This window comes from Gemmatimonadaceae bacterium, from assembly GCA_036003045.1.
Taxonomy (GTDB): Bacteria; Gemmatimonadota; Gemmatimonadetes; order Gemmatimonadales; family Gemmatimonadaceae; genus JAQBQB01.
The window spans coordinates 27,801-51,536 of record DASYSS010000048.1; the positions used below are offsets into that span (position 1 = coordinate 27,801).

The window sequence follows — 23,736 nt, forward strand, 5'->3', positions numbered from 1 at the left end:
GTCACCAACGCCTATTGTGGAACCGTGGAGCTCGTGTTCGGATAGGCTGAACATGCAGACAATTGGGCCGCCGACAGTTTGATGTCCCTCCGAATGCTCGTGCTCGCTGTGCTGTTGCCGGCGGCGCTCGAGCCAACGATCGCGCCGCTCGCTGCGCAGCACGACATGATGCACATGGGGACGAATTCTGGTCCGACACTCCCGCTCGGGCTCGCGGCAGCCAAGCCGGGATCCGGAACGTCGTGGCTTCCCGATTCGTCCCGCGTACCGATGTTCCACGCCGCGATCGGCGGATGGAGCGTGATGCTGCACGGCGCGGTCTTCGCGCAATACGACACGCAGACGACGATACACGGCGGGCGGCAGTTCGGCCTCGTCGACTGGGAGATGGCGCACGCGCTCCGAGCGGTTGGCCCCGGCGTGATCGGCGTCACGTTGGGAACGAGCCTCGAGTCGTTCGTCGACGGGCCGCGCGGATATCCCGAGCTGCTGCAGAGCGGAGGCTCGTACCAGGATTCGCGCATCTCCAACCGGCAGCACCCGCATCCCGCCGTCATGCAGCTGTCCCTCGAGTACGACCAGCCGATCATTCGAGGAGTAGCCGTCGAGGCGTACGCCGCCGCGGTTGGCGAGCCGGCGATCGGTCCCGTCGCATTCACGCACCGGCCGTCGGCGGCGGACGATCCGTTCGCTCCGCTGGCCCATCACTGGGAGGATGCGACCCACGACCAGAACGGCGTCGTTACCGCGGGGCTTTACACGAGCCGGGTGAAGATCGAAGGCTCGGCGTTCAACGCACGCGAGTCTGACGCGGGTGACAATCTCCCGGACTACGCAGGCGGGCGACTCGATTCATACTCGGCGCGCCTTTCGGTCGCCGCGACCGATCGAGTGGTGCTCTCGGCGTGGAGCGGATACCTGTTCGATCACGATCCACTCGATCCGGGCACCGGCATGCAGCGCTACGGCGCGTCCGTCCTTACGGCGCTCCGAGGCGTAAACGGGGGAACATGGTCCACCGCGTTGGTGTGGGGGCTCGACGTCCACCACCACGGGGCGCGCGAGCACGTCCACGATCCCAGTGCCGTCGCACCCCTTCATCACCTTGGCGCCAGCGCTTTGTTGGAGACCACGCTGGAGCTGGGATCGAAATCGGCGGTGTTCGGCCGGGTCGAGCAGGTGCAGAAGACGGCCGACGACCTCGGATTCCTTGGCGGCGATCTCTCGCAGTCGTTTACGATTCGCGAGGTCACGATCGGCGTCACGCGAGACCTGATCGCGGGCGACCGAGGACGCATCGGCGTGGGCGTGCGGGCGATGATGGCGCGACTTCCCGAGTCGCTCAGGCTCGCATATGGAACCCTCACGCCGACCGGGGGCGCGGTGTACCTCACCCTCAAGCCACCGCGCTAGCCGCGTCCGGTTATCGGGCGCGTTAATATTGGCCTCTGCATGGCGCGCCTTCTCAACTACTTCCTCCGGGGCCTGGTTGTCGTCGCCCCGCTCGCGATTACCGTCTACGTCTGCGTCCTGGTCTTCAGGACGATCGACGGATGGCTCGGCCTGACGATCCCGGGCGTCGGCTTCCTGATCACCATCGTGCTGATCACGGTCGTCGGGTATTTCGCGTCGGGGCTCATTACGCGCGGCGTACTCGGCGCGCTCGACGAAGTGTTCGAGAAGCTGCCTTTCGTGCGACTTCTGTATTCGTCGGCAAAGGACATGCTGAACGCGTTCGTCGGGGAGAAACGGCGCTTCGACAAGCCTGTGCTCGTTTCTCTGTCGGCGGATGGCTCGCTCAAGGTGCTCGCGTTCTTGACCTCCGACTCGCTCGCGTCATTGGGCGTGTCGGGACACGTATCGGTATACATGCCGCAATCATATGGATTGGCCGGACACATCCTCGTCGTTCCAGCCGATCGGGTACAGCGCATCGAGGCCGATGCCGCGGCGGTGATGGCGTTCATCATCTCGGGCGGCGTGACCCACGTTCAATCCCGCCACACGCCGACGTGAGACGCACGCGCGACCGCGCGCCGAGAGCCGCGCCGAGGCACGTCGGGCCGGTGCAAAAAGAGTTGCCGTTCGAGATCCGGTCCTCGCCGATCCAAGGAGTTGGGGCGTTCGCCACGCGGCCCATCCGCAAAGGCACGCGCCTCATCGAATACACCGGCGAACGGATCTCGACCGAAGAGGCCGACTCGCGCTATCCGGACGACGAGTCCCAGGCGCGTCACCACACCTTTTTGTTCGCGATCGACGACGACGTCGTGATCGACGCGGCCGTCGACGGCAACGAGGCGCGCTTCATCAACCACTCATGCACGCCGAATTGCGACGCGGTGATCGACGACGCGCGCATCTTCATCGAGGCGATCCGGGACATCGCACCGGGCGAGGAGTTGGCGTACGACTACGCTTTCGTACTCGAGGAGCGGCACACTCCGGCGGCCAAGCGTCGCTATCCGTGCAACTGCGGCGCGCGCGCGTGCCGCGGGACGATTCTCGCGAAGAAGCGCTGACCGCTTACGCGCGCGGCGAGCTCAGACCGGCGGACTCGGGGATTCGGCTTTCCTCGCGCGCCTCGGTTCTCCGCAGGATCACGTGAGTCGCGCGTCGCCCCGGAATGGATTCGACTCCCTGATAGCCGAGCGCGCGCAGGTCGAGCCCCTGAAAGAGATTCTCGCCTTGGCCGAGTAAGATCGGTCGCACCGCGAGGTGCAGCTCGTCGATGAGTTGCGCTTGCAAATACTGGCGGATGGTCGAGACGCCGCCGCCCACGCGGACGTCGCGTCCGCCGGCCGCGGCTCTTGCCTGCTCGAGCGCCGATTGAATTCCGTCGGTGACGAAACGGAATTCCGTGCCGCCGGCCATTTGGATCGGGTCTCGCGCATGATGCGTGAGCACGAAGACCGGTACGTGATACGGCGGTTCATCTCCCCACCAGCCTTTCCATTTGTCGTCGGGCCAAGGACCGCGAATCGGTCCGAACATGTTCCGGCCGAGGATCCATGCGCCGAGGTTGTCGAACGCCTTCGTCGCCATGTCGTTGTCGACGCCCGTTTCTCCTTCCGACTCGCCGTGCATCTGCTGCCACATGCGCGTATGGAAGAACCACTCCATGAGCTCGGGGCCTCGCACGCCGAGCGGGTGCTCGAGGTCTTGATGCGTGCCGGCGCCGTAGCCGTCGAGGGAGACGGCAAAGCATCGAACGACGAGTCTGGACATGGCCGCAAGTTGATCCCAACCCTTCGCGCCGTCGAGGTGTCGAAACGGCTATAGTCGGATTGACTCTAGCCACCGCACCCAATGACGCCCGCCCGATCCGAGCCGTCGTTCGAGTCGTCGCTGCCGCTCAAACCGGTCGAAACGCTGATCCTCACGATGCTCACGGCCGGCGACCGCCACGGCTACGGCATCCGCCAGGACATTCTCGATCACAGTGAAGGACGCATCGAGCTCGAGGCGGGCGGTCTGTATCGCCACATTCGCCGCCTCGAATCCGACGGACTGATCGAGCCGGCCTCGGCGCGGCGCACGGCCGCCGAGGATCCTCGCCGCATCCACTACAAGTTGACGACCCGCGGCCGGCGCGTGCTCGCCGCCGAGATGCTGCGCATGCGCGAGCTGGTCCGTTTGGCCGAAGAGCGCCGTATCATCGCGCCGGCCCGCACATGACCGACCCCACGCCTCCGGTGAAGGGAGGGGACGCGCCGGGGCTCATTCGCGCGCTCATGCGCCTCTATCCGCCGGATTTTCGGCGGCGGTACGGGGAGGCGATGCTCGCGTTTCAGCGCGAGCGGTTCGACGAGGCGACAAGGGCGGGCGAATCGCGCCTCCGCGTGTGGCGGCGTGCGCTCGGCGACGTCACGGCGACGCTCATCGCCGAGTGGGCGCGCGAGCTGCGCGCCGGAGAGACCGTTTACGAATCGAGCCGGGCGCCGCTCGGCATGGGAGAGCGCATGTCGTTCATCGGACGTGAAATCGTGCAGACCGTGCGGTCGCTTCGCCGGAGCGTCGGCTTCAGCGTCGCTACGATCACGACGCTGGCGCTGGGGATCGGGGCGACGACCGCGATTTTCAGCGTCGTGCATTCCGTGTTGCTCGCTCCGCTGCCGTTCGAACACCCCGAGCGCATCGTGATCCCGGAAGCACAGCTGATGACGACGGGAAATGCCTGGGGCCTCACGTACGCCGACTTCATGGACTGGCGCGACAACCATGTGTTCGACGCGGTCGCCGCGTATCAAGGCACCGACATGGATCTGACCGGCGCGGGCGAACCCGTGCGCGTGTCGGTCGCGGCGGTGTCGCCGCAGTTCTTCGACGCGCTCGGAACGCCACCGGCGAAGGGCCGCGCCCTTCGAGCCGTCGACTTCGACGTCAACGCGCCGCGCGCCATCGTCGTCTCGGACCGCTTCTGGCGCGACCAATTCGGCGCGCGCGCCGACGCCGTCGGCTCGACCATCGAGATGAACGGTCTCAAACGGCAGATCGTCGGCGTGTTGCCCGCCGGCGCACGCTGGCCGATCGACGTCGACGTCTGGGTTCCTCTTCGTTTCACGACCGAGCAGGACCCCGACCTTCAGCGGCGCGACAACTTCATATTCCAAGGGATCGCGCGTCTCAAGTCCGGCGTGTCGATCGAGCACACGCGAACCGTGATGGCGGCGCTCGCCGCCCGTGTCGCGGCGGAGCAGCCGGCGATTCGCAAGGACATCACGATGGTTCCGACGCCGATCATGGAGTCGCTGCTTGGTGCGACCACGCCGCGCGTACTCTGGATCCTGCTCGGCGCCGTGAGCTTCTTGTTGCTGATCGGTTGCGTGAACGCCGCGAACCTGCAACTCGCTCGGGCGACGGCGCGCCAACGCGAGCTCGCCGTGCGCCGCGCGCTCGGCGCGAGCCGTTGGCGCATCGTGCGGCAGGCGTTCATCGAGAGCGGGGCGCTCGCGCTCGCCGGCGGCGCGCTTGGCGTGCTCATGGCGCGTTTGCTCGTGACAGTCGTCGTCGCCGCGGCCCCACCCGACGTGCCACGGATCGAGCAAGCCACGCTCGATCTGACGGCGCTCGTCTTCGCTCTCGCCGCTTCGGTGGCCGTGGCGCTCGTTTTCGGCGTCGTGCCGGCAGTGCACGCCGCGCGCGGTGACCCGCACGGCGTGCTCGCGGACGGCGGTACGCGCGCCAGCGGGCGACGGGGGGCCAAGACGCGCCGCACCCTCGTGGTGGTCGAGTTGGCGTTGTCCGTGATACTGCTCTGCGGCGCCGGCCTCGCGACTCGGAGCATGATGCGGCTGCGCGGCGCCGATCCGGGTTTCCAGACGCGCGGCGTTCTCACCGCGTCCATCTCACTGCCGGGCGTCCGCTACAACACCAGCGCGAAAACCATTTCGCTCATCTATGGGTTACGCGACCGCCTCGCGGCGTCGCCCGGCGTGGATGCCGCGGGCATCGCCAGCGCGAGTCCGCTCGGCGCCGGAGGGTTCTATCTCGGTCGTTCGATGGTCGCCGAAGGCCGGGAGCCGTCGCCGGCGAACGAGGTGACGATCAACTGGACGGTCGTGACGCCGGGCTATTTCGCCGCCCTCGGCATGCCGATCGTCCGGGGCCGGGACTTCACCGCGCGCGACGATTCGGCGTCGGCGCCCGTGATGATCGTGAACGAGTATTTCGCGAAGAAGATGTTCCCCGGCGAGAATGCCCTGGGAAAGCGCGCGATGTCTTCTCGCGACGAGAAGATCGAACGCGAGATCGTCGGGGTTGTGAACGACGTGAAATACTACGGCGCGCGCGACACGGCCCGCTCACTCGTCTGGGTACCCTACGCGCAGAGGAACGCGTGGCATGGGGGGATCATCACGGTGCGCGCGCGCGGCGGCCCGGCGGCCACGCTGGCGCTGATCAAGCGAGAGCTGCGGACGTTCGACGGTGCGATCGCGCTCGCCAACGTCACGACGATGGACGACGCGCTCACGCGCTCGATGGCGAGCAATCGGTTCGTCGCCATCCTGCTCGGCGGATTCGCCGCGCTTGCCGTGCTGTTGGCCGCCGTCGGTGTATTGGGCGTTCTGTCGTACACCGTGGAACGTCGAACGCACGAACTCGGAATCCGAATCGCGCTCGGCGCGGCGCGCGCCGACGTGGTGCGGCTCGTGATGATCGAAACGCTGGGCATGGCCGCGGTCGGCGTCGCGCTGGGGCTCGGAGCGGCGCTGGCTCTCACGCGGCTGGCGGGATCCATCTTGTACCAGGTTCGCGCCGACGACCCACTCACGTTCGCGACCGTCGGCGTGGTGCTCGCCGCGGTTGCCGTCGTCGCCGCGATCGTACCCGCGCGGCGCGCCGCGCGGGTCGATCCGGCTATTGCATTACGGTCCGAGTGAGCTGCGTCGTCACCGTGGCCAGACGTTGTTCGACCGGTCGGTGTCCACGCTCCGCTTGTCGGGGTCGACCTCGATCTTGGTGATCTTCTTTCCCTTCCACCCGTACAGTCGGTCGTAGCTGATCGCGTCCGTGCTCCAGATCTCGGCCGGATAGTCGACGTTCTCCGTGGAGCCGTCGCTGAACGTGAAGCGCGCGTGCAAGGGCAGCACGCCGCGCGCGTGGTTTCCGTAGAAGACCTGCACCGAATCGATGTCGCCGACCTGTTTTTGGCGAACCGAGTCGACGGCGACGTCGAAGTGCGGATTCTCGATGAACCATTGGCGGAAGAACCAGTCGAGCCGCCTGCCGCTCACATTCTCCATCGTCCGGTAGAAGTCGGCCGGACTCGGATGTTTGAACGCCCAGCGGCGGGTGTATTCGCGGAACGCGTCGTCGAACGCCTCCGGACCGAGCACTTCGTCGCGCAGGAGCGCGAGGCCAACCGCCGTCTTCACGTACGCGTTCTCGCCGAGCAGCTGCGGCTCGATGCGATCGGGTTGCACCTCGAGCGGCTCATCGACGTTGTGCTGCATGAACGCCTCGACCTCGCGTCGATCGTGCGCTACGCGCTGATCGTACGAGCCCTTCTCCGGGAAGCGCCGCGCCTCCGAGAAATAGTTGATGAAGGTGTTGAACCCTTCATCCTGCCACATGTGCATCCGCTCGTTCGACCCGACGATCATCGGGTACCACATGTGCCCGATCTCGTGGGTGATCACGTTGTAGAGCGAGTACTTCTCCGGATTCCGGTCTTCCATCGCGAGCATCGGGTATTCCATGCCGCTGATCGGCCCCTCGACGGCGCTGATCTGCGGATAGGGATACGCGAACCACCTGTCGGAGTACTCGTTGATCGACATGCGAGACATGTCCGCCGCGTCCTTCCACGGCTCGATCGCGCTCGGCCGATAGTACGCGAAGGCCATGTGTCCCTGCCAGCTCGACGCGTCCCACATGTAGTCGGGCGATGCCGCCCACACCGCGTCGCGCACGTTGTGTGAGGTGAACCGCCAGGTGAGCATTCCGGCGGTGCCCTTGGGGCGCGCCGTGCCGTTCTTCAACTCGTCCTGCGTGATGATGTGCACCGGCGTGTCGGACTTCGACGCCTGCGCCAAACGCGATATCTGTGTCGGCGTGAGCACTTCGGTCGGGTTCTGAAGCGTCCCGGTCGCGGCGACGATGTACCCCGCGGGCACGGTCACGGAGAGGTTGAAGTCTCCGTACTCGAGATAAAACTCGCCCTGCCCGAGATACGGCTCGGTGTTCCATCCGCGCAGATCGTCGAAGACGCAGACGCGCGGATACCACTGCGCGAGCTCGTACAGCGCGCCGTCGCGCCCCATGCGGTCGGCGCCGTGCTCGGGGATGTTGAAGTGCCAGGCGACGTCGAACGTGGTCGTCTGCCCCGGTGGAAGCGGGGTCGCGAGATCCGCCTTCATCACCGTGCCTTCGACGCGAGTCTTGAGGGGAACGCCCGCGCCTTTGGCCGCGCCGTTCTTCGCCGCGCCCGAAACCTGGTTGAAATGGTCGATGAAGTCGCCGCCCTCGAAGTTCCGTGCGCCAAACCGCGACTCGGCCGGGAACACGTATGAGTTCAGCGACTTGTCCTTGAACGCGTTTTGCTCGACCTGGAACCAGACGAATCGCAGCGTGTCCGGCGAGTTGTTCGTGTAGCGCAGCAGCATCTCGCCCTTGAGCGCCTTCGCGGCGGTGTCGAGCGTTCCATGCAGGTCGTAGTCGGCGTGCTGCTGCCAGTACTTCGGCCCCGGCGATCCGTCACCGCTCCGATAGATGTTTCCGTTCGGAAGGTTGAGCGGCGCGAAGATCGAAGTGTCGGGGGCGCCCGTCGGGTCGAACCGGTTGATCGGGTTGACTGTTCCGGCGCGCGTTGCTTGACCCGCGGACTGTGCTCCCAGCGGAACGGCGGCAACCAAGGCGGCGACGAACGCCGCGGCGTGCGATCTCAAAATTGTCATTTGCCTGGTGCGAATGAGGAGCTTCGAGGGTGTTGTGCCTGCCCGACCTCTTACCCCGTCGCGGCGGCGGGGAGCCCAGCCGCCGATGGGCGAAAGCTAGCGGCGCCATCCGTGCCGAGCCCTCGGATGGCTTCAGCTTCTTACAACAGCCGTACCACGTGGCATTTCTTGCGCTCGTCCGTGCTGGCGCCGGGCGCGGCCGCCTGATTTGTTTCCGAGCACATGCACGTCCCGCCCTACACGAACCCGCCCGCCGAGACTACCGGCGATCGCCGGCCGCTAAGAATTCTGCAGTTCGGCGCGATCGCCATCGTCCTGGCCGCGACGACGTACAAACCCTTCGACCTCGACCGTTACTTCGTCCCGAAGGAGCTCGTGCTGCTGCTCTGCGCCGCCGCCGCGTCGCTGCTCGTCGTCGCGCGGCTCGTCCGCGTTTCGCTGACGATGGTGGATCTCGCGCTCGTGCTGTTCCTCGTGGCCGGGCTGGTGTCGGCGTTCGCCGCAGCCAATCCGTGGGCCGCCGAACGCGCGCTCGCGATCTCGGCCGGGGGCGCCGCCCTGTTCTGGTGCGCGGTCGCGATCCGGCGTGCCGGCCTCGCACGGCCGCTGCTCACGGCGCTCGCCGCCGCGGTCATAATCGGCGCGCTGACCGCGCTCGCGCAGGCGTACGGACTCCGCAGCGACTACTTCAGCCTGAACCGCGCTCCTGGTGGAACGTTCGGCAACAGGAACTTCGTCGCGCATCTGTGCGCGATCGGCATCCCGGTCATCGTGTTCACGACGGTGACGGCGCGCCGGCCGGCGACCGTCGTGATCGGCATTGTCGGAAGCGTGGCGGTTGCCGCGGTGCTCGCCATGTCGCGGAGCCGGGCGGCGTGGCTCGCCGTCATCGTGTCGATCGGCGCGGTGGTCGTCGCCGCGGCGCTGAGTCACGGCCAGTGGAAAGGCGCGAGAACGTTGCCGCGTCTTTCGTACCTCGGCATCGCGGCCCTCCTCGGCGCGCTGGCGGCGATCTTCCTGCCGAACCGGCTCGAATGGAAAAGCGACACGCCGTACATCGACTCGGCCGTCGGTTTAGTGAACTACAAAGAGGGAAGTGGACACGGCCGCCTCATCCAGTACACGAATTCGCTCCACATGACCGAGACGCATCCGTTGCTCGGCGTGGGTCCGGGGAATTGGCCGGTGGTGTATCCCAAATACGCGTCGCGCAACGACCCGTCGCTGTCGCAGGACGAAAGCACGACGGCGAATCCATGGCCGAGCAGCGATTGGGTCGCGTATCTGTCGGAACGCGGCGTCATCGGGCTCGGCGCGCTGGCGGTCGTCCTTCTAGGGTTGCTCCGGCGGGCCTACATGGACGTGCGGTCGACGCGGCCGCGCACCGAGATGGCGGACGCGGAGCACGTGATGATGTCGATGGCCCTCGTCGGCACGCTCACGGCCGCGATCGTCGTCGGTTCGTTTGACGCGGCCTTGATCATAGCGACGCCGGCGTATTTCGTCTGGACGCTGGCAGGCGCTTTGGCTCCGCTCTCCGACCGCACGATCATCGCGCGTCCCGCGCTCCGATTCGCGGCGCTGCTGGTGACGACGGTGTTCGGCATCGTCGCCGTCGGGCGCAGTGCCTTGCAACTGGCCGCGATCGCGACGTTCAGCGCGAACTCTCGCTTGGCGACGATCGAGCGCGCCGCGCGGCTCGATCCAGGCTCGTACCGAATACGCCTCAAGTTGGCGGAGGCGTACGTGGCGCGCGGCGAGTGCGCGAAGGCGAAACCGCAGGCACGCGCGTCTCGAGCGCTCTTACCGAGCGCGGTCGAGCCGAAACGAGTGCTCGCGCAATGCGGTTCGCGTTAGGCTAGGCCCCGGGTGGCTTCGTGGCCGGCGGAGGAGTGGTCGTGCCGCGAGGAGGGGGAAACGGAAGTCCGCCCGGCTTTCCGCGTTCCGGAATCATATACTCGGGCGGCGGCGGCTCGTTGTAGCCGCGATGACAGGTCGCGCACGTGACCTTCGGGGTGTCCTTTGGGTAAAGCTTGGGCAGCGTCACGAGGTTGATGTCGTTCGTCATCTGCTGCATGAAGCGCGCGCGCTTCTTGTCCTGCGCCGTGTCGCTCGCCCAGTTCCCCTGGTTCGCGAGGCGATGGCAGTTCGTGCAATTCCAGCTGAGCGGCGTCGCGTACTCCTTGTCCATCTTGTGCACGAGCTCCGCCGCGGTGATTCCCTTCAGCACCTGAATGTTCTTGAACACCTGCTCCGCCGGCTGATTCTCCTTGCCGGCGATCTCGCCCATGATCTGCGCGACGTAGACGGCGCGCAGCTTTTCCAGGCTGTCGCGCGACGGCGGTAGACGGCGGGGAGCGAGTGTCGTGATCTGCTGCCCGGACGACGGCTGTCCGGCCGCGGTTTGGGACGGCGAGCTCGGGGCCCGTGCCGGCGCCGGCGTCGAGCTCGCGCCTCCGTGCCCGCACGACAACGCGATGAACGACGCAACTGCACCCAACAGAGTTCGTCGACCAGCCATTTGAGTCCTCGTCCGGGGGATGACGCGAGAGTCGACGGCGGGGAAAGCGTGCCGACTCGTTGAGTTACGGCTTCTTCGCGGCGGGCGTTGGTGACCACTTGGCGATTCGGCCGCGCGGACCGGCTGCCCATCCATCGCCGTTTGGAGCGAACGTTATCGAGTTATAGGGGACGGTGTCCACCATCGCCCACGTCTCGCCCGCGTCATCAGACCGCGCGGTACCGGCCAATCCCACGGCGACAAGCTGTCGCCCACCTGACGCCGGGACGAAAGCGACGGCCGACATGAAGCCGCGCGGCAACGGACCGCGCGCTCGCCGCCAGGTCGCGCCGCCGTCGTCGCTGATCGCGACGTTGTCGAACTCCCCCTTCGGCTTGGAATACTCACCGCCGACGGCCACACCGTGCCGCGCGTCGCTGAACGCGACCGAGAAGACTCCCGAGGCGGCGTTGCCGGCGTGGATCGGTGTATCGGCGACTTGCCATGTGCGTCCACGGTCGGTCGATCGGAAGATGCGAGCGCGCTCCGCGCCGCCCGTTGCGATCCAGGCATTCGACGAACCTTGCACGATGAGGCACGTTCCGCTCGCCGCGAAGGCGCCCTCTCCGGTGAGCGCGGGAGGCGCCGCGTCAGTCGAAACCTGACTCCATGTCGTGCCGCCGTCATCCGTGGCCAGGATGAACAGTTTCCCGCCGACCGGATCGCTCAAGGCGATTCCATGTTGGTCATCCCAGAACGCGATCGCGTCGAGGAACACGCCGGCTTGTGAGGTCGTGAATTGCCTGACCCAGTTCTTGGCGTCGGTCGTGCGAAAGATCTGCGCTTGCCCCTGCTCGGCCGGCCCGGCGCTGACCACCCAGGCGAGGCGGTCGTTGCGTGGCGCGATGGCGCGAAAGTCGAGGCCCGACGCGCCCGGAACGGAATCCACCGTCCAGGTTGCACCGCCGTCGGTCGTGCGCGCGACGCGGCCGCGGGTCCCACTTGCCCAGACGACCGATGCGCTGGTCGCGACCAGGCCTCGAAACTCGGCGTTCGTTCCGCTTTGCTGCGGAACCCACTGCGCGCCCACGTTCGTCGCGAGTGCGGCCAGGATCGTCAACGCGTTCAGCGCCTTCATCGCAATGTCCCCCGGAGTCGAGTCTCATCCCCACCAGAACGCCGCGGCGATAATGCCGTACAGCCCCATGAGCGCAACCCCTTCGATCCACGTGGCCTCGCCGTCGTTGACGATGATCGCCGACGTCAGCGTGCTCAGAAGAAGCGCCGCGATGAACAGGGGCGGCAAGACCAGCGTCAGCGCTCCGCCGCCGAAGACAACTGAGTAGAGAACGAGAATCGGGATGACGACCAGCGCGATGAGCAGCGAGCTGTTGAGGACGACGCTCATCGCGTACTGAGGCCGGTTTTTCGCCGCGAGCCGGATTCCGGCCACGTTCTCGACGGCGTTACCGGCGATGGCCACGACGACGATTCCCGCGAATGCCTCCGAGATGTGCAGCGCGCGAATCGCCGGCTCCAGGGCTTCCACAAACCAGTCGGACACGACGGCCGCGCCGACCGATGCGCAGGCGAGCGTCGCGGTGGCCAGCATGATCGACCACTCGGGTTCCCCCGCTGTGACCTTCACGTGGCGAGCCGAGCGTTCGGGATTCGAGCCGAGGGAGAAGGGAAGGCTCGCCACGAACACGGCGATGAGCAGCAGCGAGCAAGCAACGCTCAGCGCTTTTTCATGCCCCGCCGCCGGCGTGTGCAGTTCGGCGGCAAGCGTCGGAATCGTCAGCGCGGCGACGGCGAGCATCATCAGCGACACGATGAGCCGTGGCGACTCCGAGTCGTACAGCATGCGGCCGTGTTTGAGTCCGCCGACGAGAATCGCCAGCCCGAGGATCAACAGTGAGTTCGCGAGGATCGAGCCGATCAGCGCGCCCTGGACGACTGACACGAGCCCCGCCCGCAGCGCGAACGTGCAGACGAGTAACTCGGGAAGATTGCCGAGCGCGGCCTGCAAGATCCCCGTCGCGGCCGGGCCGAGGTGGCCGCCCAGCTGCTCGGTGCCGCGCGAAACGTTCATCGCGAGCAGCGAGAGCGCCGCCGCCGTGGCGATGAATCGCAACACGTCGTTCGCCCCGCCAATGCGCAGCGCGGCGGTGAGGATGACCGCGGCGATGGTACCGGCGAAGACGATCCGGTCCTGTCGTGTGAGCACGTGCCAATGTAATCACACCGGCCCTTCCCACATCGTCGCGCGCCGGGTGGTTGCTCGCGGCGGCGAGTCTCATATTTCAGCGATGATCGGACTGAACGAAATACGCGACGCCCGTCAACGCATCGCCGGCCGCGTCCACGTCACGCCCACCGTGTCGGCAACCCGGGTCGGGGAACGCGTCGGCGTTCATCTGGTTCTCAAATGCGAGAACCTGCAAAAGACCGGATCCTTCAAGGTTCGCGGGGTGCTGAACAAACTGAGCCGGCTGAGCGCCGCGGAGCGGGATCGCGGCGTCGTGACGGTGTCGGCGGGAAATCACGCGCAGGCGCTCGCGTGGGGCGCGCGCTCCGCCGGGATCCGCGCCGTCGTCGTCATGCCGGAGGCCGCGTCGCCCGCCAAGATCGAGGCGAGCCGCGGATACGGCGCCGAAGTCGTGCTCTACGGCGAGACGAGCATTCAGGCGATCGCGCGCGCCCGGGAGCTCGAGAAGGAACGCAACCTCGTCTTCGTCCACCCGTTCGATGACGAAGTCGTGTGCGCCGGCGCCGGCACGGCCGGCATGGAGCTCGTGGAGCAGGCGGGAGACCTCGACACCGTGGTGATTCCCATCGGCGGCGGCGGTTTGATCTCGGGCATGGCCGTGGCGATCAAGGAGATGAACCCCGGCATTCGTGTGTTCGGCGTCGAACCGCGCGGCGCGCCGTCGACGCGGCTCAGCCTCGATGCGGGACGCGCCGTGACGCTCGAGTCGGTGAACACGATCGCTGACGGGCTCGCGGCGCCGATGACGGGCCAGGTGAACTTCGAGATCATCCGCCGTTACGTCGACGACGTCGTACTGATCGACGACGACGTGATCGCCGACGCGGTGCGCGAGCTTCTCGTCAGTGCCAAGCTGCTCGCGGAACCGGCCGGCGCGGCGGCGACAGCCGCGGTGCTCACCCGCGCGGTGCCGGTGCGCGAGGGCCAGCGAGTGGCCGCGGTCGTGAGCGGCGGCAACATCGCGCTCGACAAACTGAAAACGCTGCTCGGCTGATCCGCGACGTCAATCGGTGAGACCGCGGTCGCGCACGGTCATCATCGTGCCGACCATCGTCGCCACCAATCGCTCGCCGTCAGCCGAGTGCGCGACGACGTCTCCGCGACACACCGTGATCGTCTTGCCGGCTCGCAGCACGCGGCCGTGGGCGACGACGCGATCGCCCTTCGCCGGCGCGAGCATGTTGATCTTGAACTCGATGCTCAAGACCGCGGCGCCCGGCGGCATCAGCGAGAGCGCCGCGTAGCCGCACGCGCTGTCGGCGACGGTCGCCAGCGCGCCGGCGTGAAGAAAGCCGTGCTGTTGGGTGAGCTCGTCGCGCACGGCGAGCTCGATGTCCACTTCGCCCGGCTCGACGCGGGTCAACCGCGCGCCGAGCGTTCCCATGAAGCGTTGCCGGTCGAAGCTGCCGCGAACGCGGCGCTCGAAGTCCGGATCCTGCGGCTCGGTGCGGCTCACACTCCGGGCGTCTGGCGGCAGGTGACGCACACGGCGGAGGCGCCGAAATCGACGGCGAGGCGCCGCAGCCACGAGCCGTAGAGGTGCCGCGCGCAGAGCACGCGCCTGCACTTCACGCACGCGCCGCCCGACGTGATGTGAAACCGGGCGCCGCAGGCGTCGCACTCCGTCGCGATCTCGCTGTGCGCGAAGACGCGGACGCGAGGGCTCACGCCGAGCGGCTCCGCGTCACGTTAGGGCCTCTTGTTCGGTGTGCTGCGGATGCGCGCCCGCGTCCACGCGACGACCGTGGCGCAGCTCGACTGGCCCGGCGTCGTGTACTGCGCCGGCGCCTCCGAGCCGTGATAGATCTCGACGGCCACCAGCTCGTCCGGGCGCACGTAGGTGTCGATGTCGCCGGGGGTGACTTCGGTCCAGCGCGTCCCATCCACGTAGAAGTTCACGCAGCCCTGTCCCGCCGGGTTGCGCGAGTCGGTGATCACGTACGTGCGGCCGTCGCCCAGCGGCATCACTTTGAGGCCCGGTGCCACCCGCATCACGTCGGCGAAAGAGATCGCGTCCTTGTTGATCTGATCGCCGTCCATGAAGTAGCCCATGCCGGTTTGTTTGCGCCCCAGGTAACCGACGTCCGAGAGCGCCTTGTCCTGGGCCGCTTCAATGCGCATCGTCGGCAGCAGCGGAGCGGCATCACTCATCGTGATGGTCGTCTGCGCCGGCTCTCGCGCCGACAACTCGACCGCGACCTCGGTCACGGAGTATCCGAGTCTCCGGACCTGGAGCGCCTGCGTCCCCGACGGCAGGCTGTCGAGCGTGAACTGGCCGGCTGCGTTGGTCAGCGCGACGTTGCCGCCGCCTTGCAGCATAACGCGCGCGTCCTTGAGCGGCGCTCCCTTCTTGTCGAGCACTCGGCCCGAGACGCGCGCCGCACCCTTCGCCACCATCTTGGTCTTTCCGCTGTCGCCCGTCACGGCGACCATCGCGGCGTGCTTGCCAACGATGCTGAATCCTCGCAGCGCGAGGAACCCGTTGGTCACTTCGGCGGGCACTTCACCCGAGCTCACGCCGTTGCGAAAGACCTGCACCTTGCCGCTCATGTCGCCGGGAAGGCCGCAGATCTTGTACAAGCCCGAAGAGTCGACCGTGGTCTCACGGACGCGATCCTGCGGCTTGCCGATGATTTGCGCCTCCTTGAAGACGAGCTGCACCTTCGAGCCGATCGCGGGCTCCTTGGTGTCGGGGTCGCGAACGAAACCGACCATCACCGCCGGACCGCGCATGCGCTGCGCCGACGGACAGATCGCGGTCGCGATACGTTCCGGACTCGGAATGCTGAGGTCGACTTCGTTCGTCTTGTCGGCGGTGAAGGTGTACGCCGGCGTCCGCATCGACAGCCCGAGCGTGTCGAGAACGGGCGACAACACCATGATGCGGTGTTGGCCCGGCGGAATGCTGTCGATGATAAATCGCCCGTCCATGTCCGTCATGGCCTGGCGGGACGCCCCTTCGATCAACACAACCGCCTTAGACAACGGCCCATTGTGCACGCTGTCGATCACGAAGCCTTGTACTTTCGCGAACCCGGCGGTGGGCGGGGTGGCGGCTTGTGCGCGCAGTGCGCCGGGCACGCAGACCGCCGCGGCGAGCAGAGCCGTGATCCAGGGACCGAGCGCCGCGCGCGCGGCGCGTGGATGCATCGTTGGGTTGTATGCCTTCATAAGGGGAGTGCCACCAGTGAAAGAGCCGACTCGGCAAAAGCTACGAGCGGATCGCGGGCGCTACTACCCCTATAACCCCGGTTCGGTCGCCCGGGTCAAACGCAGGGCGTAACCTTAATCTTCCCAAGGCCTTCGCGGACCGCGTCGATTTTGGATGGCTCCGTTCGACTAGTTGTCGGCTGCAGCATACGACAACTCACTTTCACAGGAGACGGCCCCATGCAGTACCTCTTGCTCATCTATCTCAACGAAGCCGATCGCGTCACGGCGGACACCGCGGCCAGGGAAATGTCGAACGAGTACCGCGAATACACCGAGAGCATCGTCGCAAGCGGCAATTACAAAGGTGGAAACGCGCTCCAGTCGACGAAGTCGGCGACGACGGTCCGCGTGCGAGGCGGAAAGCGTCAGACGACCGACGGTCCGTTCGCCGAAACCCGTGAGCAGCTCGCCGGCTATTACCTCGTAGACGCGCCCGACCTCGACGCGGCCATCTCTCTCGCCGCACGGATTCCCGGTGCGCGCTTCGGAGCCATCGAAGTGCGTCCGATCCAGGAAATGACGGCGCCCGTCCCGGCATGACGGCGACCGCCCCGCCCCAGGACCGAATCGCGTGGCTGTACCGCGAGGAGTCCGGGCGCGTACGGGCGACGCTGATCCGCCTCCTCGGCGACTTCGATGCCGCCGAGGAGGCGACGCAGGACGCGTTCGCGCTAGCCGTCGAAAAGTGGCCGACCACCGGCTGGCCGGAGAATCCGCGCGCGTGGCTGGTGAGCACGGGCCGGCATCGCGCGATCGATCGCATGCGAAAAGAGTCGCGGCTCCTCGAGCGAAGCCCGTTCATCGCCGCATCGATGCTCGAGAGTACAACAGAGGAAGCGTTCGACGTCGAGAACGAACAGGAGCTCGACGACGATCGCCTCCGCTTGATCTTCACCTGCTGTCACCCGGCGCTGTCGCGCGACGCGCAGGTCGCGCTGACGCTGCGCACCGTCTGCTCGATCACGACCGACGAGATCGCGCGCGCCTTTCTCGTTCCGCCGGCGACGATGGCGCAGCGGCTGGTGCGAGCGACCGCCAAAATCCGCGAAGCACGGATTCCGTATCGCGTCCCGCCGGCGGTCGAGTTGCCCGAACGGCTCGACTCCGTGCTGACCGTCATCTACCTCGTGTTTACCGAAGGCTACGCGGCCACGGCCGGTGACGCGCTCGTGCGCCGTGAGCTGTGCGCCGAGGCAATCCGCCTCGCTCGGCTGCTGGTGACGCTGATGCCCGACGAGCGCGAGGTCGCGGCCCTCCTCGCGTTGATGCTGCTGCACGATGCCCGTCGCGAAGCCCGCAGCTCGCCCGACGGCGGGTTGATCCTGCTCGAGGACCAGGATCGGTCGCGCTGGAATCGGGCGCAGATCGATGAGGGGCTGGCGCTGGTCGAACACACACTGCGACGCGGGCGCGCCGGGCCGTATGCGATCCAGTCGGCGATCGCCGCGCTACACGCGCGCGCTCTGTCGCCCGTAGAGACCGATTGGCGTCAGATCGCCGGCCTATATGCGTTGCTGATGTCGCAGACGTCGAGTGCCGTCGTCGAATTAAACCATGCGGTTGCCGTCGCGATGGTCGACGGGCCGGCCGCGGCACTTCTGCTCGTCGACGCGATTCACGCACGCGGCGAGCTCGCCGACTACCATCTGCTCTATGCCGTTCGCGCCGATCTGCGCCGCCGTCTCGGAAAGTTCGAGGCCGCGGCGCGCGATTATCGAAAGGCGCTGGCGCTCGCGACGCTCGAGCCCGAGCGCCGCTTCATCGACAAGCGACTCGCCGAGCTGCGCGCCAACGCTTCCGACGTCAACGGCGCACGCGCGCCTGACTCCCGGTCAAGCCTTCCTGAACCGTGAGGTCGATCGACTCGCCCGGTCCGGCGGCGAGAGGTCCCACGACCACACGCTGGCCTCCAGCCTGGGCGAACGCGGCGATGAAGAGATTCGCCGTCGGAAAGAGCGTCCGATCCATCGGGATGCTGCTCGTATCGTGCGCACTGACGGCCCCGAGGAACCTCGATCGCCCATCCACAATGGAGCGAAGTTCGATTGTGGACATCCCGAGATTCTCGACGTGTAGCACCACAGTTTCGGCCGCCTCTTGAGCGCTGATCACCTCTCCGGCGGCGGACGACTCGTGGTAGCGGGCGCACGCTCCGCCCAGCAGGCCGGCGACGAGTAGCGCCGCGGCTCCTTGCATTCGAATTCGTTGCATTCCTTTCCCCATCCTACCGGCCTCGCGTGTTCCGCGGACCGGTTCATTGAGGAAAGGCAGATTCGATGCCGCGCCGTTGATTCCGGACCGGGTATTGTCGGGCGTCTACTGATCGCGACGCGTGTACTGAATGAAATCGGTGTACGGCGGCTCGAGTCCACCCGAGCGCAGCTGTCGCGCGATCTGCCCGCGATGGTAGCTGCCGTGCATTGCGACGTGCGTCACCACGTCGGACACGCGGCTGAGGAAGTCGCGACCGGCGCTGTTGCGATAGGGAATTCGCCGAGCCAACTGCTCGGCGCTCGCGCCTTCGACCAGGCGTTGATAGAGGTCCGCGTGTTCCGCGGCGAGCGCCGCGGCCTCACTCGGCGTCATCGCTGTCGGCCAAACGGCATGCTCGGCCGGCCGACCCTCGATGCGCGCATACCAGAGATGCTCGGCGGACGCGATGTGCGCGAAGAGCCGCGCTGCCTCGGGATCGGGCGGCGGGTTTCGCTGCAGCGACTCGCCGACGATCGCGTCGGCCCAGCGCATGTGATCGACGAGTGAAAGCAGTAGTTCTTTCATGACTGTAATCTCTTGCCGCCGGGAACCGCGCGTGCGACAATCCGGCGCGGCCACGACTCCCGCCGCATCTCCTTCCTCGAAAACGAGTCACCACAGTGGACTTCTCGCGCTTCTCGCTCGCTCTCTTGGCGGCGTTTCCGATGGCGCTCGCCGCGCAGCGCATCGACCCGTCGATGTACTCGGAGATGCGTTGGCGGATGATCGGTCCGTTTCGCGCCAGCCGCACGAAAGCCGCGGCTGGGATTCCGAACCAGCCCAACGTGTTCTATGTGGGCGTGGTGAACGGCGGCGTCTGGAAGACGACCGACTTCGGGCGCACGTGGAATCCGGTCTTCGACGAACAGCCGACCGGCTCGATCGGCGCGATCGCGGTCGCGCCGTCGAATCCGAACGTCGTCTACGTCGGCAGCGGAGAAGGGTTGCAGCGCCCCGACCTCTCGGTCGGCGACGGCATCTACAAATCCACCGACGCGGGCGCGACGTGGACCCACCTCGGCCTGCGCGACGGCCAGCAAATCCCGCAAATCGCCGTCGACCCGCGCGACGCGGATCGCCTGTACGTCGCGGTGCTCGGTCATCCGTACGGCCCGAACGCCGAGCGCGGACTCTTCAAATCGACCGACGGCGGAAAGACGTTTCAGAAAATTCTCTACAAGGACGAGAACACGGGCGCGGTGGACGTCGTTCTCGATCCGATGAACCCGGACGTCGTCTACGCGGTCCTGTGGGAAGCGCGGCAGGGCCCCTGGGAAAACGGCGCCTTTTCCGGACCGGGCAGTGGCCTCTTCAAGTCGACGGACGGCGGCGCGACGTGGAAGCGGCTCACCAACGGCCTGCCGACGTTCGAACAGGATGGACTGGGCCGCATCGGCATCACCGTCGCGCCGAGCATGCCGAGCAGAATGTTCGCCTCGGTCGAGGCGCGGCGGGGCGGCGGTCTCTATCGGTCGGACGACGCCGGCGAGACGTGGCACCTGTCGACGACGGACGACCGCGTGACCACTCGCCCGTCGGACGCCGCGGAGGTGAAGGTCGATCCCAAGAATCCGGACGTCGTCTACACGGCGACGGTCGTGTCGTGGAAGTCGACCGACGGCGGCAAGACGTTCAAGGCGTTTCGCGGCGCGCCCGGCGGCGACGACTATCAGCGTCTTTGGATCAACCCCAACGATCCGAACATCATTCTGCTCGTCGGCGATCAGGGGGCGATCGTCACCGTGAACGGCGGTGCGACGTGGAGCTCGTGGCTCAATCAACCGACGGCCGCGTTCTATCATGTCTCGACCGACAACGCGTTTCCGTATCGCGTGTGCAGCGGCCAGCAAGAATCCGGGTCGGCGTGTGTGCGCAGCCGAGGCGACGACGGACGGATTCTCGCGTGGGATTGGCATCCCGTCGGCGTGGAGGAATACGCCTACGTCGCGCCCGATCCGCTCGATCCCGACATCGTCTACGGCGGTAAGGTCACTCGCTTCGATCGTCGCACCGGGTTGGTGGAGCAAGTCGGCCCACGCGTCGGGCGCGGTGGGGGCGCGCCGCTGCCCGGCGGTGTGAGCGACTATCGAACCCTGCGCACCGCTCCGCTCGTCTTCTCGACCGTCGATCCGCACACGTTGTTCTTCGCGTCGAACGTCGTATGGAAGACCACGAACGGCGGCAAGACGTGGGCGGCGATCAGTCCAGACCTCACGCGCAACGACTCGATCGTTCCGCCGAACGTCGGCGTCTACTCCAACTCGGCGACGGCAAAGGCGCGGCATGCGGGCGTGGTGTACACCGTCGCGCCGTCGTACGTCGACATCAAGCGCATCTGGGCCGGGAGTGACGACGGGCTGATTCACACGACGGCGGACGGCGGTTTGCACTGGACCGACGTGACGCCGCCCGAGCTGCGCGACCATCCGTGGAGCAAAGTGTCGATCATGGATGCCGGGCGCTTCGACGCGCAGACCGCGTACGCGGCGGTGAACACCATCCGCCTCGACGACATGCGCCCTCACGTTTTCCGCACGCACGACGGCGGCAAGACGTGGACGCAAATCACGAACGGCATTCCCGACGGCGCGACCGTGAACGTCGTGCGCGAGGACTCGAAGCGCCGCGGACTGCTCTTCGCCGGCAGTGAGACGCAGGTCTGGGTGTCGTTCGACGACGGTGATCATTGGTCGTCGCTGCGGCTCAACATGCCCGCGACGTCGATTCGCGACCTCGTGCTCAAAGACGACGACATCGTCATCGGCACGCACGGCCGGTCATTCTGGATTCTCGACGACATCGAGCCTTTGCGGCAAATCGCCGCCACGACGACGTCCGCCGCGCTCACGCTCTTCAAGGCGGCGACGACGATTCGCTTCCGCTCGGCCAAGTACACCGACACCCCGATTCCACCGGACGAACCCGGCGGTCAGAACCCGCCCGACGGCGCGATCATCGATTACTTCATCGGTCCGGGCACGAGCGGTGACGCGTCGCTCGAGGTGCTCGACGCGAGCAATCGTGTCATTCGCCGTTACTCGAGCCGAGACACGTCGATGGCGCCGGCCGACATCGGTGAGACACCGTCGTACTGGATCCGTCCGACCAGAGTTCTCTCGGCGGGGCAGGGTTTCCACCGCTTCGTGTGGGATTTGCACTACTCGCCGCCGGCGGGGACGAGCGCGCAGCCGGGGCAGTATCCGATTTCGGCGGTTCCCTTCGACACGCCGCGTGAGCCGCGCGGCCCGTATGCAATCCCGGGCACCTACAAGATTCGCCTCACGGTCGGTGGCAAGACGCAGACGCAGGCGCTCACCATCAAGATGGATCCACGCGTGAAGACGCCGGCCGAGATCCTCGCTCGGCAGCACGCGGTGGCCGTCGCGATCTGGGACGACGTCGCGCGCGATTCGGCGGCGACGTCCCAGATTCGCGATCTCCGTGCGAAGATCGCCGACGTTCGGGGCCGTGCCGACGCGTCCCTCGCGCAGACCCTGACCGCGCTCGACGACAAGCTCGTTGCGCTCGTCGGTCAGGGCGGCGGCGGCCGTCGAGGTGGCGGCGGAGGCGGTGCACCGGCGGGCGGACGCGGAGGACGCGGCGCCGCGGCTCAACCGAGCATCGCTTCGACAAATGGGGAGCTGTTGTCGGCGCTTTCACTCCTCGAGGGAACGGACACCGAGCTGACGTCTCAGGGCATGGCGACGGTGCTCGACGCGCGCCGCGCGGCCGATGACTTGAACGCGCGTTGGACGGCGCTCCGGACGACGGAGCTCGCCGCGGTCAACGCGAAGCTGCGGGCTGCCGGCCTGCCGGCACTGGACGTCGCGCGGTAATCAGAGCGAGGGCGAGAGTGGGCGGCAGGCCGAGGGCGATCATCGCAAGGTTGTTCTGCGAGGATAGACCGACGAAATGAGCGGCCAAGGCGATCAGGCCGAGCGCGGCAAGCGCTTGGGCGATCAGCCGCGTCGATCCTGCCGCCCGCCCCGAGATCAGGAACATCGGCACCAGCACGACGAACGCGAGCCAGAGCGGATTGAAGATCAGCAAGTTCTCATTCTGATGCGCGAACACATGGTCGGTCACGGCCCATAGCAGAACGAGGATCGTGCCCAACAGCCCCACGGCCAGCGACCAAACGCCGATCAAGACGCTCGCCGCGACGCGCGTCCAGTCCCGCCGGTTCGTCGCGGCGACGCCGAGCCAGAGAAACAGCGCGGCCACGACGATGCCGCCGATCAGCGTCCAGATGCCGAACCGCGGCGGCGCGTCGGGCTCGATGCCTCGACCCGTCGCCTGAAAGAGCACCGACTCGCGGCGCACCAGCGGGCGCTTCGCGCCGTCGCCGTCCTCGAGGACGATGCCGGCGACGAAGTCGTGCAGCTGCCTCGGCAAAAACATCTCTTGCCACTTCGAGAGGTCGACGTCCGACGGCCGGCCGAGTCCGAGGTCCACGCCGAGCATGATCGCCGGCTGGACCTGCATCAGCCGGAGCGCGTGCCATCGATACGTCGTTCCCGTGAGCCCCGCGGACTCTTTTCGCAGCGCGCCGCCCATCGCGTGGTCGAGGATGTCGCGCACGCGCGTCGAGCAGTTGTCGCGGAAGTAGTCGTAGCGATACTGGATGTTCTCCGGCTGTGCGTTCCGCTGGATCGTCGCCAGAATCGTGTCTCTCTGCTCGGCGGTGAGATCGAGCTCCTGTGCGACGACCGAACGGTTCCAGTAGTGGTATTCGAGAAGAATGTTGTCCATGGTGTCGCCGCCCACGGAGTAGAGCATCGTTCCCTTCAGGAAGCGCTGGATGAAATGCGGCTGGCGAAAATCGAACACGCCCCAGTTGAACACGGTGTCGCGGTTCGTGACCAGGTCGTGGATCCAGATCGCGTTGTGCCCGAACAGTTCCCACACCTGCGTCCCGTTGCCCATCGTCAGCAACGAGATCCTGACGTTGCGCCCGGTTTGGTGGAGCGGATCCACTTGCGAGGCCAGCGCGGCTTGTCGACCGCCCGCGGCTCGCGCGGACGCCGGCGTCGTCAACGCGACGGCCGACGCTCCGAGGAGAAGGGCGCGCAGCAGAGTTCGAGGCATCGACCGACGAATCC

General features: G+C 66.8%; 21 protein-coding genes. 10 read left to right on the top strand and 11 right to left on the bottom strand.

Annotation, left to right across the window (positions count from 1 at the left end):
• The first annotated feature begins 81 nt into the window (after nt 1-81).
• From VGQ44_12525 to VGQ44_12535, 3 genes are read left to right on the top strand one after another with little or no spacing between them, the layout of a single operon-like run.
• Nucleotides 82-1,413 carry a hypothetical protein gene (locus VGQ44_12525; protein ID HEV8447645.1) on the top strand — a complete coding sequence of 444 codons (1,332 nt, stop codon included), beginning with the start codon at nt 82-84 and terminating at the stop codon, nt 1,411-1,413.
• A 39-nt stretch (nt 1,414-1,452) separates the two neighbouring features.
• Nucleotides 1,453-2,016: a DUF502 domain-containing protein gene (locus tag VGQ44_12530; GenBank protein ID HEV8447646.1), complete on the top strand. Its 564-nt coding sequence runs from the start codon at nt 1,453-1,455 to the stop codon at nt 2,014-2,016.
• The gene (locus VGQ44_12535) at nt 2,013-2,522 is read left to right on the top strand and encodes an SET domain-containing protein-lysine N-methyltransferase (GenBank protein HEV8447647.1); all 510 of its coding nucleotides are present in this window, start codon (nt 2,013-2,015) and stop codon (nt 2,520-2,522) included. Before VGQ44_12530 ends, VGQ44_12535 begins: the two co-directional genes overlap by 4 nt.
• A 4-nt stretch (nt 2,523-2,526) precedes the next feature.
• Here the strand turns inward: VGQ44_12535 and VGQ44_12540 are convergent, their stop codons facing one another.
• The gene (locus VGQ44_12540) at nt 2,527-3,228 is read right to left on the bottom strand and encodes a dihydrofolate reductase family protein (GenBank protein ID HEV8447648.1); all 702 of its coding nucleotides are present in this window, start codon (nt 3,226-3,228) and stop codon (nt 2,527-2,529) included.
• Between the two features lie 81 nt (nt 3,229-3,309).
• Between VGQ44_12540 and VGQ44_12545 the strand changes: the two genes are divergently transcribed.
• Together VGQ44_12545 and VGQ44_12550 are read left to right on the top strand one after the other, a co-directional pair.
• The gene (locus tag VGQ44_12545) at nt 3,310-3,678 is read left to right on the top strand and encodes a PadR family transcriptional regulator (GenBank protein ID HEV8447649.1); all 369 of its coding nucleotides are present in this window, start codon (nt 3,310-3,312) and stop codon (nt 3,676-3,678) included.
• Nucleotides 3,675-6,383 carry an ABC transporter permease gene (locus VGQ44_12550; GenBank protein HEV8447650.1) on the top strand — a complete coding sequence of 903 codons (2,709 nt, stop codon included), beginning with the start codon at nt 3,675-3,677 and terminating at the stop codon, nt 6,381-6,383. The genes VGQ44_12545 and VGQ44_12550 overlap by 4 nt, the downstream gene beginning before the upstream one ends.
• Before the next feature lie 9 nt (nt 6,384-6,392).
• On the opposite strand, the gene VGQ44_12555 is transcribed toward VGQ44_12550, so the two are convergent.
• Complete coding sequence (locus VGQ44_12555) at nt 6,393-8,399, bottom strand: M1 family metallopeptidase (protein HEV8447651.1); 2,007 nt, start codon at nt 8,397-8,399, stop codon at nt 6,393-6,395.
• 222 nt (nt 8,400-8,621) lie between these two features.
• On the opposite strand from VGQ44_12555, the gene VGQ44_12560 reads away from it, so the two are divergent.
• A complete protein-coding gene (locus VGQ44_12560) occupies nt 8,622-10,256 on the top strand; it encodes an O-antigen ligase family protein (protein HEV8447652.1) in 1,635 nt (544 codons plus the stop codon).
• Between the two features lies 1 nt (nt 10,257).
• Here the strand turns inward: VGQ44_12560 and VGQ44_12565 are convergent, their stop codons facing one another.
• From VGQ44_12565 to cax, 3 genes are all read right to left on the bottom strand, one after another.
• Entirely contained in the window at nt 10,258-10,920 is a 663-nt protein-coding gene (locus VGQ44_12565; GenBank protein ID HEV8447653.1) for a photosynthetic reaction center cytochrome c subunit family protein, read from the bottom strand.
• 64 nt (nt 10,921-10,984) lie between these two features.
• Nucleotides 10,985-12,037, bottom strand: coding sequence for a hypothetical protein (locus tag VGQ44_12570; protein HEV8447654.1), 1,053 nt, complete (start codon nt 12,035-12,037; stop codon nt 10,985-10,987).
• A gap of 24 nt (nt 12,038-12,061) precedes the next feature.
• On the bottom strand, nt 12,062-13,126 hold the full coding sequence (cax, locus tag VGQ44_12575; GenBank protein HEV8447655.1) for a calcium/proton exchanger: 1,065 nt from the start codon (nt 13,124-13,126) through the stop codon (nt 12,062-12,064).
• An 82-nt stretch (nt 13,127-13,208) separates the two neighbouring features.
• On the opposite strand from cax, the gene VGQ44_12580 reads away from it, so the two are divergent.
• Nucleotides 13,209-14,162 carry a threonine/serine dehydratase gene (locus VGQ44_12580; protein HEV8447656.1) on the top strand — a complete coding sequence of 318 codons (954 nt, stop codon included), beginning with the start codon at nt 13,209-13,211 and terminating at the stop codon, nt 14,160-14,162.
• Nucleotides 14,163-14,171: 9 nt separating this feature from the next.
• Here VGQ44_12580 and VGQ44_12585 read toward each other — a convergent pair whose 3' ends face one another.
• Genes VGQ44_12585 through VGQ44_12595 form a run of 3 tightly spaced genes read right to left on the bottom strand, consistent with a single transcriptional unit; the run spans nt 14,172 to nt 16,318 of the window.
• The gene (locus tag VGQ44_12585) at nt 14,172-14,624 is read right to left on the bottom strand and encodes a PaaI family thioesterase (GenBank protein ID HEV8447657.1); all 453 of its coding nucleotides are present in this window, start codon (nt 14,622-14,624) and stop codon (nt 14,172-14,174) included.
• The gene (locus tag VGQ44_12590) at nt 14,621-14,836 is read right to left on the bottom strand and encodes a hypothetical protein (protein ID HEV8447658.1); all 216 of its coding nucleotides are present in this window, start codon (nt 14,834-14,836) and stop codon (nt 14,621-14,623) included. The genes VGQ44_12585 and VGQ44_12590 overlap by 4 nt, the downstream gene beginning before the upstream one ends.
• 21 nt (nt 14,837-14,857) lie before the next feature.
• Nucleotides 14,858-16,318 (bottom strand): carboxypeptidase regulatory-like domain-containing protein, encoded by a 1,461-nt coding sequence (locus VGQ44_12595; protein ID HEV8447659.1) that lies wholly within the window; start codon nt 16,316-16,318, stop codon nt 14,858-14,860.
• A gap of 240 nt (nt 16,319-16,558) precedes the next feature.
• On the opposite strand from VGQ44_12595, the gene VGQ44_12600 reads away from it, so the two are divergent.
• Both VGQ44_12600 and VGQ44_12605 read left to right on the top strand, forming a co-directional pair.
• Nucleotides 16,559-16,921, top strand: coding sequence for a YciI family protein (locus VGQ44_12600; GenBank protein HEV8447660.1), 363 nt, complete (start codon nt 16,559-16,561; stop codon nt 16,919-16,921).
• Nucleotides 16,918-18,234, top strand: coding sequence for an RNA polymerase sigma factor (locus VGQ44_12605; GenBank protein HEV8447661.1), 1,317 nt, complete (start codon nt 16,918-16,920; stop codon nt 18,232-18,234). The genes VGQ44_12600 and VGQ44_12605 overlap by 4 nt, the downstream gene beginning before the upstream one ends.
• On the opposite strand, the gene VGQ44_12610 is transcribed toward VGQ44_12605, so the two are convergent.
• Entirely contained in the window at nt 18,185-18,592 is a 408-nt protein-coding gene (locus VGQ44_12610; protein ID HEV8447662.1) for a hypothetical protein, read from the bottom strand. The genes VGQ44_12605 and VGQ44_12610 overlap by 50 nt on opposite strands.
• Nucleotides 18,593-18,697: 105 nt before the next feature.
• Complete coding sequence (locus tag VGQ44_12615) at nt 18,698-19,159, bottom strand: DinB family protein (GenBank protein ID HEV8447663.1); 462 nt, start codon at nt 19,157-19,159, stop codon at nt 18,698-18,700.
• Between the two features lie 95 nt (nt 19,160-19,254).
• Between VGQ44_12615 and VGQ44_12620 the strand changes: the two genes are divergently transcribed.
• Entirely contained in the window at nt 19,255-22,470 is a 3,216-nt protein-coding gene (locus VGQ44_12620) for a hypothetical protein (GenBank protein HEV8447664.1), read from the top strand.
• Here VGQ44_12620 and VGQ44_12625 read toward each other — a convergent pair.
• Nucleotides 22,418-23,722, bottom strand: a complete 1,305-nt coding sequence (locus VGQ44_12625) for a DUF4105 domain-containing protein (protein HEV8447665.1) — start codon at nt 23,720-23,722, stop codon at nt 22,418-22,420. The genes VGQ44_12620 and VGQ44_12625 overlap by 53 nt on opposite strands.
• Nucleotides 23,723-23,736 lie beyond the last annotated feature (14 nt).